At 61.5% G+C, this 14,249-nt stretch carries 8 protein-coding genes; 5 read left to right on the top strand and 3 right to left on the bottom strand.

The window, feature by feature from the left end:
• Positions 1-7 precede the first annotated feature (7 nt).
• From AB1576_00305 to ligA, 3 genes are read left to right on the top strand one after another with little or no spacing between them, the layout of a single operon-like run.
• Positions 8-2,362, top strand: a complete 2,355-nt coding sequence (locus AB1576_00305; protein MEW6080238.1) for an ATP-binding protein — start codon at positions 8-10, stop codon at positions 2,360-2,362.
• A gap of 16 nt (positions 2,363-2,378) precedes the next feature.
• Positions 2,379-4,514, top strand: a complete 2,136-nt coding sequence (locus tag AB1576_00300) for a UvrD-helicase domain-containing protein (GenBank protein ID MEW6080237.1) — start codon at positions 2,379-2,381, stop codon at positions 4,512-4,514.
• 10 nt (positions 4,515-4,524) lie between these two features.
• Positions 4,525-6,516 (top strand): NAD-dependent DNA ligase LigA, encoded by a 1,992-nt coding sequence (ligA, locus tag AB1576_00295; protein MEW6080236.1) that lies wholly within the window; start codon positions 4,525-4,527, stop codon positions 6,514-6,516.
• Positions 6,517-6,568: 52 nt separating this feature from the next.
• On the opposite strand, the gene ilvN is transcribed toward ligA, so the two are convergent.
• Positions 6,569-7,075, bottom strand: a complete 507-nt coding sequence (gene ilvN / locus AB1576_00290; protein MEW6080235.1) for an acetolactate synthase small subunit — start codon at positions 7,073-7,075, stop codon at positions 6,569-6,571.
• Between the two features lie 5 nt (positions 7,076-7,080).
• Positions 7,081-8,754, bottom strand: coding sequence for a biosynthetic-type acetolactate synthase large subunit (gene ilvB / locus AB1576_00285; protein MEW6080234.1), 1,674 nt, complete (start codon positions 8,752-8,754; stop codon positions 7,081-7,083).
• 774 nt (positions 8,755-9,528) lie between these two features.
• Here ilvB and AB1576_00280 point away from each other — a divergent pair.
• A complete protein-coding gene (locus tag AB1576_00280; protein ID MEW6080233.1) occupies positions 9,529-10,704 on the top strand; it encodes a pyridoxal phosphate-dependent aminotransferase in 1,176 nt (391 codons plus the stop codon).
• A 140-nt stretch (positions 10,705-10,844) separates the two neighbouring features.
• On the opposite strand, the gene AB1576_00275 is transcribed toward AB1576_00280, so the two are convergent.
• Positions 10,845-11,093, bottom strand: a complete 249-nt coding sequence (locus tag AB1576_00275) for a hypothetical protein (GenBank protein MEW6080232.1) — start codon at positions 11,091-11,093, stop codon at positions 10,845-10,847.
• Positions 11,094-11,681: 588 nt separating this feature from the next.
• Between AB1576_00275 and AB1576_00270 the strand changes: the two genes are divergently transcribed.
• A complete protein-coding gene (locus AB1576_00270; GenBank protein ID MEW6080231.1) occupies positions 11,682-13,616 on the top strand; it encodes a sodium-translocating pyrophosphatase in 1,935 nt (644 codons plus the stop codon).
• Positions 13,617-14,249: the final 633 nt, after the last annotated feature.

Below are 14,249 nucleotides of genomic sequence, written 5' to 3'. Positions count from 1 at the left end.
GTCGAACATGGGGTGGCCCCAGGGGTTTTTGTCTGTATGGCCTGGCCTTGCAGGCGCCTTGGGCACCGGCCTGGGTGTCCTGGCTCTCCAAGAGGTTGGCCCTGAAGACACACTGGCCATAATGGCCCTGGGTGCGGGGCTTTTCCTGTCGTTTCCAAGAAGGTCAACCTTTATGGGCCATCTTCACGCCTCCCTAGGACTCATCGCCCTGTGGGTGTTCGGGCTCCCTGTTGCGCTACTTTCTGTTCTCTTGTCGGTCCTGGCAGTAGCCCTCTCGGGCAATCCAGTGCCCAGCATGGCCCTGGCTGCACGGGGCACGCTCCCGCTGGTCCTTGCGAACCAGGCCCTGGTCCTGGGGGTGCCGGGGGCCCAGGGCCCCACGGTGCTCAGCGCTGCTGTCTACCTGCTAGCCTTCTCCCTTCTGGATCCGCGGTCCACGCAGGGGCCTGCCACGAGGGTCCCCGCCCTGGCCGCCCAGGCTGTCGTATCTGGACTGGCCTACCTAGCCTGGGACAGGCTGGGTCCCGGCGGGCTCTGCCCCATCTTCACCGGGGCTCTCCTGGCCGGGATGGCGCACGAGTACCTCCCGCGCCCCCAGCCGGGTCGCCCCGGGGAGGAGTACCCCCAAGGAGAGCCAGGGGCAGTGAAGTGGGACGACAGGGGAGGCCCATCGCTCTCAGGAGGGCTTGACTCCACAGGTACAGGCCAGGGGGCTGCCGGGGCCGCCTGGCGCTGTCAACGGGCCAACCCTTCATTGCCCCGCTCCCCGGTGGTTATAAGGCTCCTCCGGGAGATTCGCCAGAAGAACAGGGCCAGGATGGCCCTGTGGGACTTTGTTAAGCAGGTTAGCGGCACAGGACAGCCCTCCCCAGTATGCCGGGCCGCCGAGGAGGCCGCCCGCCGTGTGATTCCCGAGGCTTCCCTGGTGCTCTTCCTGCAAGAAGGTGAAAGCTACCGGGTCTACACGGGGGATGGTTCCTTCGCCGGGTTTGTGCCAAGGGGTGGTCCCCCCGCGGAGGCTTGCTCCCTGAGGGCCGTAGTCCACACTAAGGACCTGGCTAGGGAGTGGCCCGAGGCCCCCGAGCCCATCCGGTGTTTTTCCCGGGGCGTGGCCGTTCCCCTGTGCCTGGATGCCGAGACCCTTGGTGCCGTGGGTGTCTACCTCCAGGGCCGCGAGTTCCAGCGTTCGGACATGTCTTTCCTCCGGGATATGGCGGGCTTCGCCTCAATGTCCCTGGCCAACGGCATGCTCCTGGAGGATGCTCACGCAAGCCTCAGGGATCTATCCTCCATGAAGCGCTTCACCGACCAGGTCCTGGAGTCCGTGGGCAGCGCCATCCTGGTGATGGATACCAGTGGAAAGCCAATGCTGGCCAATGGGAAGGCCCGGGAAATGCTGGAGAGCCTCAAGGACTATGTGCCTGGCAAGAACGGAGCCAGCGTGAAGCCACCCCTCATGGAGGTCATGGCCAGGGCCATGGAGAGGGGCGAGGAGGTTACTGTGAACCGCCAGGCCTTCCCGGGTCCAGGCGACAGGCAGTTCCTGAATGGCTTGGCAACCCCCCTGAGGACTGAGGGTGGAGAGGTGATGGGGGCCGTGGGCGTGTTCTATGACGTCACCGCCACCGTGTCCCTGGAAAGAGAGATCCAGCAGGCCGAGAAGATGGCGCTCCTGGGCGAGCTGGCAGCGGGCGCGGCCCACGAGATCAAGAACCCGCTGGCAGCCATAAAGGGTTTTGTGCAGCTCCTGGGCCGGGACCTGACCGGGCCGAAGGCAAGGTACCTGAGGATCGTCTCAGGGGAGATAGACAGGATGACCCGCATCCTTGAGGACTTGCTTCTCATGGCCAGGCCCCAGCCAGACCTGGCAAAGAGCTTTGACCCCAACAGTGTAGTGGGAGATACGTGGGAGGCCTGGAGGGAGCAGTCATCGGCGCTGGGCGTAGACCTGGGTGTCTCGCTCTCAGGGAGCGTTCCTTATGTCAGGGGGGAGGATAGCCAGATCAAGCAGGTGCTGTATAACCTCGTATCCAACGCCCTGGATGCCACCGGAGCCGGGGGCAACATCGTGCTCTCCACCCGGGCATGCCAAGGCTGGGCTGTGATCACCGTGAGGGATGACGGCAAAGGGATTCCTCCCTCTCAGATACAGGCCATCTTCAACCCCTTCTTCACAACCAAGGAGGGAGGTACAGGGCTCGGGCTCTCCGTGTCCTACGGGATCATCCAGGCCCACCAGGGGAAGATGGATGTGGAGAGCTCCCCTGGGCAGGGCACCGCCGTCACCGTGTACCTCCCCCAGTGCAGCCCTGCGCAGGCTGGGGATCTTGACGTGCCGGGAACGGCACGGCCTGTGCAATAAGGGAAGGAGACACGTAATGACGCTGGATGGACTGAATGGCCCACAGAGGGAGGCCGTGACCTACCCGCCCTCGCCCTTGCTGGTCCTCGCTGGCGCGGGAAGTGGAAAGACCAGGGTGCTCACCCACCGCATTGCCCACTACATACGGGAAAGAGGCGTTTCCCCCCCCCAGGTACTGGCAATCACCTTCACCAATAAGGCCGCCGGGGAGATGAAGGAGCGAGTATGGTCTCTCCTGGGAGCCCCCTGCCGGGACATGTGGGTACTCACCTTCCACTCCGCGTGCGCCCGGATACTGCGCCTTGAGGCGCAGTGCCTGGGTTACTCCCCTTCGTTTACCATCTACGACCAGGCCGACCAGACAAACCTGGTGAAGGCCTGCCTTAAGGCCCAGGACCTGAGTGAGAAGGAGTTCGTGCCCGCCAGGGTGCTCCAGGAGATCGGGACAAGAAAGAACGAGTTGGCCGGTCCTGAGGAGGCCCTGGCATCCGCCGAGGGCTACTGGGAGCACCGGGTGGCCCTGGTCTACCGTGAGTACACCAGGAGGATTAGGGATATGAACGCCATGGACTTTGATGACCTGATCTGCCAGGCCGTGAGGCTCTTCCAGGAGAACCCCGGGGTCTTGGAGAGGTACCAGGAGCGTTTCGGGCATGTCCTGGTGGATGAGTACCAGGACACCAATCACGCCCAGTACATGGTGGTCAGCCTTCTTGCCTCGCGCCATCGCAGCATCTGCGTGGTAGGCGACGATGACCAGTCGATATACGGGTGGAGGGGTGCGGATATCAGGAACATACTGGAATTCGAGAAGGACTTCCCCGATGCCCATGTGGTCACGCTGGACCAGAACTACCGGTCGACCCAGGTGATACTGGATGGTGCCAACGCTGTCGTCAGTAACAACTCCGGCCGGAAGCCCAAGGCCCTGTGGACCTCCCGCCAGGGTGGGGAGCCGGTACGGTTCTTCGTGGCTAACCACGAAGAGGAGGAGGCCCGTTTCGTCGCGGACGAAGTGGAGCAAGCCTTCCGCCGCGGTGCGTCCCCGGAACATGTGGCAGTGTTCTACCGGGTTCACGCCCAGTCCAGGGCGGTTGAAGAGGGATTCATCAGGCGGGGCATCCCCTACAGGCTGGTGGGCGGTGTCAGGTTCTACGAGAGGAAGGAAGTGAAGGATGCCCTGGCCTACCTGCGGGTGCTGGAGAACCCCCTGGATGAGATCAGCCTTGAGCGCATCATAAACGTGCCCAGGAGGGGTGTGGGGGATGTCACGTGGCAGGCCCTGGTCAGCCTGGCAAGGCACAGGGGGGAGCCCATCCCGTCACTTCTAGAGGATGAAACCGTAGTCGATTCGTGTTACGCCGGGGCTCGGGAGGGCCTGAGGCAACTGGGCAGGGTTCTGGGGGGCATTTCCCAGGCCAGGGAATCCATGCCCATCCCCCGTGTTCTCGCGGAGGTCCTGGAAGGCACCGGGTACCTGGAGGCCCTGAGAAGGGAAGGCACTCCTGAGGCCATGAGCCGCCTGGAGAACCTGGAAGAGTTGATATCTACCGCCGCTGACTTCGAGGCCCAGAACCCCGGGGCAGGTCCAGGTGACTTCCTGGCCACCATAAGCCTCTTCACCGATATTGATTCCCTGGATGAACCGGCTGATGCCGTCACGCTGATGACCCTTCACTCGGCAAAGGGCCTGGAGTTTCCTGTGGTCTTCATGATAGGAATGGAGGAGGGGCTCTTTCCCCACCAGCGCTGTATCGAGTCGCCAGAGGCCCTGGAGGAGGAGAGGCGCCTATGCTATGTTGGAATGACCAGGGCCATGGACGTGCTCTACATGGTGAGAGCCAGGTCCCGCACGGTTTATGGAGAGTTTTCGCCCAGGACGCCGTCGCGCTTTCTCTTGGAGGTCCCAACCCACCTGGTGACCGGTATGGGGGTAGCACCGGCTACCCCTGCCGCCTGCAGGCCCAAGATGCCCCTCTCTCCTAGACAGGGTGACTACGGGTGTGGGGACAGGGTCAGGCATGCCAAGTGGGGAGAGGGTACCATTGTATCGGTACACGGATCTGGCGAGGACCAGGAGGTCACCATTGCCCTGGAGGGCATGGGCCTCAAGCGGGTACTAGTAAAATACGCTCCTTTGGAGAGAGTCTAGGTAAGGGGTGGTGACCTTGAGGCCCAAAGAGGCGGCCCAGCGGGCCGAGGCACTGAGGGAGACCATCAGACGCCATGACCATCTCTACTACGTCATGGACAGTCCCGAAGCCAGCGATGCGGAGTACGATTCCCTCCTTGGGGAACTCATGAGGCTTGAGGAGGAATTCCCCGAGGTCATAACCCCTGATTCCCCCACGCAGAGGGTGGGGGGAACACCCCTTGAGGGTTTCGGCACTGTCACTCACGCTGTCCCCATGCTAAGCCTGGGAAACGCCTTCGGGGAGGCCGAGATGCGGGCATTTGACGGGAGGGTCAGGAATGCCGTGGCTGATCCCGGGGGCTACGTTGTGGAACCGAAGATCGATGGGCTCTCTGTGACCCTGGTATACGAGAATGGACAGCTTGCCAGGGGGGCTACCCGGGGGGATGGTGTGGTGGGGGAGAACATTACCCAGAACCTCAAGACCATACGGAGCATCCCGCTCGGGCTGCCAAAGCCAGGGGTAAGCCTGCTGGAGGTAAGAGGAGAGGTATTCATGACCCGGGAGGACTTTGCCCGGCTCAACGCTGCCAGGGAGGCTGCTGAGGAGCCCCTCTTTGCCAACCCGAGGAACGCCGCGGCGGGGTCCGCAAGGCAGCTGGACCCAGGCGTGACGGCGGCCAGGCCCCTCAGGGCCGCCTTCTACGAGGTGCGGAGGATCGAGGGAATTCCCCTCCAGCTTCACTCCCAGGGGCTAGAAACACTGAAGACGCTGGGTTTCCCAGTACCCCCTCACGCCATATGCCAGGGCATCGAGGAGATCCTGCAGGTCTGTGCTGAATGGGAGGCGGACAGGCACCGGGTACCCTACGAGATCGATGGCATGGTTGTGAAGGTGGATTCCCTGGAGGTCCAGTCCAGGCTAGGCAGCACCTCCAAGAGCCCCCGGTGGGCAATGGCATACAAGTTCGCCGCGGAACAGGCGGTCACCAGGCTCCTCGGCATAACCATCCAGGTGGGTCGAACCGGGGCCCTTACCCCCACGGCGGAGCTGGAGCCGGTGAGGATATCCGGGTCGACGGTGAGCAGGGCGGGCCTGCACAATGAGGACTACATCAGGGTGAAGGACATTCGCGTGGGCGACTGGGTGATCGTGCAGAAGGCCGGTGAGGTAATCCCCGAGGTTGTCAGGGTACTGCAAGAGAGGCGGACAGGAGAGGAACGCGTGTTCACTATGCCCGGCAAGTGCCCGGTGTGCGGGTCGGATGCCCTTCGCCTGGAGGGGGAGGCAGTCACCAGGTGCGCCGGCATTTCCTGCCCTGCCCAGGTTAGGGAGGGCTTGATCCACTTCGGCTCCAGGGATGCCATGGACATAGACGGCCTGGGGCCGGCAATGGTAGGCAAGCTGGTTGAGGCTGGGCTGGTGAGGGATGTGGCCGACCTCTACAGTCTCACCCCCGCTGGCTTGGCTGCCATTGAGAGACTGGGGGACAGGTCCAGCGAGAACCTGGTCAACGCCATCCAGCGGAGCAAGGACCAGCCCCTGAGCCGGCTGCTATTCGCCCTAGGCATCCGGCATGTGGGTAAGAGGGCCGCTGAAGTACTGGCCCAGAGGTTTACCAGCATGAAGGCTTTGAGCGAGGCTAGTCTGGAGGACCTTACGTCGGTAGAGGAGGTAGGGCCGAAGATAGCCCAGAGCGTGGCATCCTTCTTCCGCCAGGAGCAGACCCGGGACGTGCTGCAACGGCTAGAGCAGGCGGGCGTTAACATGGTCGAGCATGTACAGCGGGCCGGAGACCTGGCGGGGAAGACCTTCGTGTTCACAGGCACGCTTTCCATTCCCCGGAGCCAGGCTGAGGCCCTGGTCAAGGAGAGGGGAGGGAAGACGGGGGCTTCGGTGTCACGCCAGGCGGACTACGTGGTGGCCGGGGAAGACCCGGGATCGAAGCTGGATAAGGCCCGGTCCCTGGGGGTGACCGTCTTGTCCGAGGCGGACTTCCTGGGGCTGGTCAAGGGGTAGATCCAAGGGCGGGGCCGCCATCAGGTCTATGTGCTGCCCCACTGGCTACGGCCTAGCCCTTGTCCATCTCCTCGCGAGTCAGCCTGTGGCCCCTGAGCAGCGATATTTTCCCGGTCCTGGCCAGCTCCAGGACCCCAAACTTGGCCAGGAGGTTCGTCAGGGCGGTGATCTTCTCATCATCCCCGGTCATCTCCAGGATCATCGTGTCAGGACCCATGTCCACGACCCTGGCGCGGAACACCTCGGTTATCTGGAGTATCTCAGCCCTAGCCTCGGCATCAGCCTTGACCTTCACCATGAGCAGTTCCCGGTCGACGGAGGCCTCCTTGCTGAAGTCCCGGACCGTGATGACGTCCACCAGTTTCTCCAGCTGCCGGGTCACCTGGGACAGCACGTACTTGTCCCCCTTGACCACCAGGGTGATACGAGTGATGTCCGGTTCGTTGGTGATACCCGCCGCGATGCTCTCAATGTTGAAGCCGCGCCTGGACAGGAGGGACGAGATCTGCGCCAAGACGCCTGGACGGTTCTCAACAAGCACTGACAGGGTATAGCGCACAATAATCACCCCTGGGGAGTTATTATCATCTTCTCCATCCCTGCTCCGGGAGGCACCATGGGGAAGACGTTCTCCTCCTTGGCAACCCGGAAGTCCATGACCACAGGTCCCTTGTGGGCTAGGGCTTCATCCAGTACGGGCCTGACCTGGGACTTCTCGGTGACGGTGTAACCCTTGATGTCGAAGGCCTCCGCTACCCGGGCGAAGCTGGGGCTCTTATCGAGGCATGAGTGGGAGTAACGGCGATGGAAGAAGAGTTCCTGCCACTGCCGGACCATGCCAAGGCAACAGTTGTTGATAATAGCCACCTTTACAGGGATCTCATACTCCGCCAGGGTGGCCAGCTCCTGGAGGTTCATCTGGAAACTGCCGTCTCCCGATATGTCCACCACCAGTTCCCCGGGATTCCCCACCTGAGCCCCCATGGCTGCGGGCAGGCCGTAACCCATGGTGCCAAGGCCGCCGGAGGACAGGAAGCGGCGCGGCTTGGAGAAGGAGTAGTACTGGGCTGCCCACATCTGGTGCTGGCCAACCTCTGTGGTGACGATGGCGTCACCCCCGGTGGCCTGGAATATCTCCTCTATGACGTACTGCGGCTTCAGCTCCGGGCCGTCTGTGTAACCTAGCGGGTACTTTTCCTTCCACTCCCTTATCTGGGTGTGCCAAGTACCCTCGGTGCCCTGGGGCACCAGGTCCCTCAGGGCGGCCAGGGCCGCGCGGGCGTCAGACAGAACCGGTATATCGACCCGGACGTTCTTCCCGAACTCGGCAGCGTCCACATCAATGTGGACTATCTTAGCCTCCCTGGCAAAGCCCTTGGGTTCTGACGCAACCCTGTCGTCGAAGCGTGTCCCAACGGCAATTACGAGGTCTGAGTGGGACACGGCCAGGTTGGCAGCGGCTGTGCCATGCATGCCCAGCATTCCCAGGAACAACGGGTGGTCGCCAGGGAAGCCGCCCAGGCCTAGCAGGGTTGCGGTGACGGGTATTCGCGCGTGCTCGGCCAGGTTTAGGAGTTCACTGGCGGCCCCGCTGCTTATCACGCCCCCACCGGCGTAGATCACGGGGCGGCTGGCCTTCCTCACCGCCTCCGCGGCCCTTTCCATGAGCGCAGGGCCGGGCGGGGGGGGCAGCCTGTATCCCCTGAGGTTGACGCTATCAGGGTACTGGAAGTCTGCCTCTTGGAGGGTGACGTCCTTGGGCAGGGTCACGAGGACAGGTCCCGGCCGGCCGGTTCTGGCCAGGTAGAACGCCTCCTTAATCATCCTGGGGATGTCCAGCACATCCCTGACCAGGAGGTTGTGCTTGGTTATGGGTATCACTATCCCGTTTATGTCCGCCTCCTGAAAGGAGTCTTTGCCTATCATTGGCAGGGGGACCTGCCCCGCAAAGGCAACCACCGGCACGGAATCCATGTATGCTGTGGCGATACCTGTCACCAGGTTTGTGGCTCCAGGCCCTGAGGTGGATATGCACACCCCCACCCTCCCCGTGGACCGTGCATAGCCGTCCGCGGCGTGAGCGCCCGCCTGTTCGTGGCGAACCAGGATGTGGCGGATAGGGGAGGAATACAGCGCATCGTAGATGGGGAGCACCTGCCCTCCCGGGTAGCCAAACACTGTGTCCACTCCCTCCTTGAGGAGGGACTCCACGAACATCTGGGCTCCGGTAAGAACCATGCGATTCACCCCCATGGATAAGCAGCGAGGATACAAAGAAACCCGCCTTACAAGGGGCGGGTGCTCCGCGGTACCACCCTTCTTCGTTCTAGCCTTACGGATACGGACCTTTAAGGGTACACTTGATACCCCGGCGCGATAACGGGCGCCACGCGGCTCAGCCTACTTGGAGTTCGACCTGCGGCTCAGGGGGGATCTTCATCATCAGCCTGGGTACGCCCTCTCAGCGTCCGGGCGTCTCTCTGGGCCCATTTACTGGTGACTACTCTTCCCGTCACAGCCTTTGCCCTGTTTGGTAGTGATTATACAATGGGGAAGGGTGTCTTGGCAACACCGATCTTGGCAGCGAGGCACCGTCACCGCAGTTGGAAACGCCATTCCGGGCGGCCACCTCCCGTCTTGTGCCCACGCCAGGGAAGGACCTTGCTTGGGTTATCTTTCCAGGATTGCCGGTGCCGTCATAGTACTGCGGGGAGGAGAGTCTTGGCTCAAACGTTCCCACCCACACCGTGACACCATGTGCATGCCCAACGCTGTCAGGATCCCGCGGGCTCGCCTAATGGAAAGCCTTGCCTGCCTGAGCACCTTTCCCGGGGTTGAACCCTTTTATTCGCCCCAGGGGAGTGGGGGAGGATCCCATACCCTTGGAGGCCCGGCTAAGAAGGGATTAGGTCAGGTGCATTGAATTCTACCCTCATCCTGCTCTCAGCAGGGTCCGGACTGGGCTCGGCTGGAACGGGGCCCTTTTCAACCGGCTAGAAGGAGGTTGGTCGCATGTTCGAGGATGTCCTGGCGACGTCCATGTCCCGGCTAGGCACGGAGACAGCCTTTTCCGTGCTGGCTAAGGCCCGGGATCTCGAGGCCCAGGGGAGAGAGATCATACACCTGGAGATCGGAGAGCCGGACTTCTGTACCCCTGGCCACATAGTGGAGGCGGCCGTGGAGGCCTTGAAGAACGGGTTCACCCACTACACCCCTGCCCCAGGCCTTCAGGATGTCAGGGCTGCAATTGCCGAGTACGCTTCCAGGCAGAAGGGAGTCCCTTATGAAGCGGATGAGGTAGTGGTAACCCCAGGCGCCAAGCCCATCATGTTCTTCGCCATACTTGCCCTGGTAAACCCTGGTGAGGAGGTAATCTGCCCTGATCCGGGCTTCCCCATATACTCCTCGGTGGTGAACTTCGTCGGCGGCAAGGCTGTTCCCATCCCCCTTCGTGAGGAGAACGGTTTTTCCGTGGACCTGGATGAGCTGGGGGCCCTGATCTCGCCCAAGACAAAGATGCTCATCCTGAACTCTCCCGGGAACCCCTGCGGGAATCTCCTGCCCTGGGAGGATATGGCCCGGGTGGCCGGCATGGTCCGTGGACGGAACATCGTGGTTTTGTCCGATGAGATATATGACCGGATTGTCTATGACGATGCCAGACCCGTCTCAATAACATCCATGCCAGGGATGAAGGACTGGACCATCGTCCTGGACGGGTTCTCCAAGGCATATGCCATGACGGGCTGGCGGTTGGGGTACGGCCTCATGCACAGGGACCTCGCCTCAAGGATCGCCCAGCTCATGGTGAACTCCAATTCCTGTACCGCAGCATTCATCCAGAAAGCCAGCCAGGCTGCACTGACAGGACCTCAGGATGGGACCGAGGCCATGGTAAAGGAATTCGACAGGCGGAGAAGGATTATGGTGGAAGGGCTCAACTCAATCCCTGGGTTCTCCTGTTCCACCCCAAGGGGCGCCTTCTACGTGTTCCCCAGCATCCGGGGGACTGGCCTGTCCAGCCAGGGAATGGAGGACCGCATGCTCTCCCAGGCTGGGGTAGCGACCCTCAGCGGCAAATCCTTCGGGGGTTTCGGCGAGGGATACCTGCGCCTATCCTACGCGAACTCCATGACAAACCTGGAAAGGGCGCTGGAGAGGATAGACAATTTGGCCAAAGGGCTCTAGTCCAAGGGGTAGGGGCTACCTGTAGCACAGGACCCCTGCGCCTGGCTGGGACATGCCTTGAGGCCTGGGCTCAACCCAAGTCTTCCGGCTGGGAGTCTCCCGGATGGCTCAACATGCTTGGGGTGTGGCGCTGGCCTGTCTCAGCCCTGCCGTGAGAGCACTATCGCCGCTATGCGGAAGACCACGATGACTGCCCCGGAAACCTTGTTGATCCACAAGAGCCCCCCAGCAGTGACCCGGTGGCCTACAAGGCTTACGCCGCCGCTGAGGAGAAGCCACCACAGGGAGGAACCCGCAAGAAAACCCCCACTACGAGCGTTAATGTCCCGGTCCAGCTCCAGTCCGCAGGCGAAGCAACGGCGAAGCCGTTCGCCAGGCGTTCTTGGCACGCGAAACCGTCTTCAGATTATTGACGGATCGTGAGAATGTGATCTGTGGCTTCGAAGCGAACGGGATGTGGCCTGATCCCTCTCTTATTCGATGATGGTCACGCCATACTGCTCCGCTCGTATCGATGGACTGAGTGCTTTGCGCCAGTACTTCACGCAGGCCACGTAGTGGAACGGTAGCCAATACAAGAGTGTGCGCCTTTACCTGTACGGTATCTCATGCCAGTACTATATCAGATGACGGGACCAAGAACCGCCACCTTTCATCCCCCTCCCTCGTCCTACCGAAAGGGTCTTCCCGGCGGCAGAAGATAACGGCCCGACGGTCCCCCCTGGCAACAGGATCCCCGGGGCGTGGCTTTCTTCCCCCGGTCGCTCTCAATCTGATGGACTCTTGGGACGTTTCTACCTCAGCGCCAGTTTCTTGACGGGTTGGAGGATCTTCTGTAAGATTAAGAAGGTAATTCTCTAGCACAAAGCCCTTAGACGCAGGCATTTACCGCTTTTGTCCTAGGCGTCTTGCTCGTGTCGCCGGGGTTAAGCACACATAAACATGGCGAGGGGGAGCAATCCTTGAACAACGGCACATTGACTTTACTGATTGGCCTCGCAGGTCTCTTGTTTGCCATCTTCCTTGCTTCCTCTATCAAGAAGGCTCCCACGGGCACGCCCAAGATGAGAGAGATTGCCGGAGCCATCCACGAGGGGTCCATGGCCTTCCTCAACCGTGAATACCGGGCCCTGCTGGTGTTCCTCATAGTGCTGGGCCTGTTCCTGGCCTGGAAGATCAATCCCCATACGGCACTGGCCTTCCTGTTCGGCGGCACGTGTTCCGTACTAGCTGGCTACATAGGAATGAACGTTGCCACGGCGGCCAACGTGCGTACCGCCCAGGGAGCGACTGTCTCCCAGTCCAGGGCACTGAACATCGCCTTCTCCGGGGGCGCGGTCATGGGAATGTCCGTGGCGAGCCTCGGGATAATAGGGCTCAGCGTCCTCTACCTCATCTTCAAGTCCCCTGAGATCATTAACGGGTTTGCCCTGGGTGCCAGCTCCATTGCCCTGTTTGCCAGGGTGGGAGGGGGCATCTACACCAAGGCGGCGGATGTCGGGGCCGACCTCGTTGGGAAGGTGGAAGCGGGCATACCTGAGGACGACCCGCGCAACCCCGCGGCCATCGCTGACAACGTGGGTGACAACGTGGGCGATGTTGCGGGGATGGGCGCGGACCTGTTCGAGTCATATGTAGGGTCAGTAGTGGCGGCCATGGCCATCGGGATCACCCTATATGACCTGCCCGGGGTCATACTGCCCCTCTATCTCATAACCGCTGGCATCATATCCTCCATGATCGGTATTGCCTTCGTGCGCATCAAGGGAGGGCGCGATCCCCAGGGCGCCCTGCGGAACGGGACCTACGTTGCCGGGGGCCTGACGACCATCGCCTTCTACTTCCTGATCCGGTCCCTCATAGGTGACGCCGGGCTCTTCTACGCCACGGTGGCAGGCTTGCTTGCCGGCATAGCAATTGGCGCCATCACAGAGTACTACACATCGGGGAAGCCCATCGTTACCATAGCTGAGGCCTGCAAGACCGGCCCGGCAACCAACATCATTACCGGGCTGGCCATCGGCATGGAGAGCACAGCACTGCCGATCCTCACAATAGCTGGTGCAGTCCTGGTTGCCTTCCACTTCGGAGGCCTCTATGGTATCGCCCTGGCTGCTGTGGGCATGCTGTCAACCATCGGCATGATCGTTTCAGTGGACGCCTACGGGCCCATCGCCGACAATGCTGGCGGCATTGCGGAGATGGGCGGGATGGACAAAGGGGTGCGGAGGATCACCGATACCCTCGATGCCCTGGGCAACACCACGGCCGCCATCGGAAAGGGCTTTGCAGTGGGTTCCGCAGCCCTGACCGCCCTGGCACTCTTTTCGGCCTACGCCCATGTGGTCGGTTTGGCCAGTATCAACGTGATCCGGGCCACTACCATTGTAGGCCTGTTCCTAGGCGGCATGCTGCCCTTCCTTTTCAGCTCCATGGCCATGAGGGCCGTGGGCAGGGCTGCTTTCCAGATGGTTGAAGAGGTTCGCCGGCAGTTCAGGGAGATCCCAGGCCTCATGGAAGGCACCGCCCGGGCCAATTATGCCCGGTGTGTCGATATCAGCACCCAGTCGGCCCTGAAGGAGATGGTAGTACCTGGCCTGCTGGCGGTAGTGGCACCGCTTCTCGTGGGGTTTACCCTGGGGGCCGAGGCCCTTGGAGGCCTGCTGGCGGGGTCCCTGGTAACCGGTGTGCCCCTGGCCATCCTGATGACCACCGGCGGGGGAGCCTGGGACAATGCCAAGAAGTATATAGAGGTCGGTAACCTGGGCGGCAAGGGCACACCGGTCCACGCTGCGGCGGTAGTGGGAGATACAGTTGGAGATCCCTTTAAGGATACCGCAGGACCGTCCATGAACATCCTCATCAAGCTCATGGCCATCGTTGCCCTGGTATTCGGGGGGCTCTTCGTCTAGACCGCCAATGGCCCATTGCCTGCTCCCATGAGGCCCAGCATGGAGCTGGGCCTTGCCTTTGTGTTCCCGGAACCACCCGTCTTGAGGCACAGCTCAAATCAATCTGGCTGCGCCTGGAAGCAAAAGGCCCACCCCTGACGTACACGCTTGTGGGGGGATCATGGGGAGCCTCATCAGGAGTCCTGGAGAAGCGCGAAAAAGATAGGCAATCGTGGCACTCACCATTGCATCCAGCGCGCCGTGGGAGTAGTCTAGATCTGCCGCACTAATACAAATGCCGCAACGCTCGACCCATGCCTCCCAGAGCAGGCACACGTGGTTAGCCGAATCCCGGTCTTTGTATGCCCTGGCGGAGTCCACCAAGTGTGGAAGGGCAAACAAGAGACAACAGCGTGGGTGTTACAGCCCGAGTTTAACGGAACAATAGTTCGATATCCACTGCCATGTGACTACGTTTAATACTCAGCACTACCGCAAAATCTCCTATAGCCGGAACGGTTTCGGGAGCCTTTGAAAAAACGCTCAATGGTTCGGAAGCCGAAGCGGGTCAGCCTGTCCCTGTGTTCGACCACAACTTTTTTGACTTCGCCCTTACAAGCAGCGTCTATGATCTTGAAGAACTGGCGACGGTTA

The sequence above is a fragment of the Bacillota bacterium genome, assembly GCA_040754315.1.
Taxonomy (GTDB): Bacteria; Bacillota; Sulfobacillia; order DUSP01; family JBFMCS01; genus JBFMCS01.
Note: the sequence above shows the minus strand (reverse complement) of the source record. Positions and strands in the feature narration are given on the sequence as shown.

Excerpts from the sequence above, each read along its gene's own strand:
- AB1576_00305 (MEW6080238.1), top strand. The coding sequence starts at position 8 with ATGGGGTGGCCCCAGGGGTTTTTGTCTGTATGGCCTGGCCTTGCAGGC.
- AB1576_00300 (MEW6080237.1), top strand. The coding sequence starts at position 2,379 with ATGACGCTGGATGGACTGAATGGCCCACAGAGGGAGGCCGTGACCTAC.
- ilvB (MEW6080234.1), bottom strand. The coding sequence starts at position 8,754 with ATGGTTCTTACCGGAGCCCAGATGTTCGTGGAGTCCCTCCTCAAGGAG.
- AB1576_00280 (MEW6080233.1), top strand. The coding sequence starts at position 9,529 with ATGTTCGAGGATGTCCTGGCGACGTCCATGTCCCGGCTAGGCACGGAG.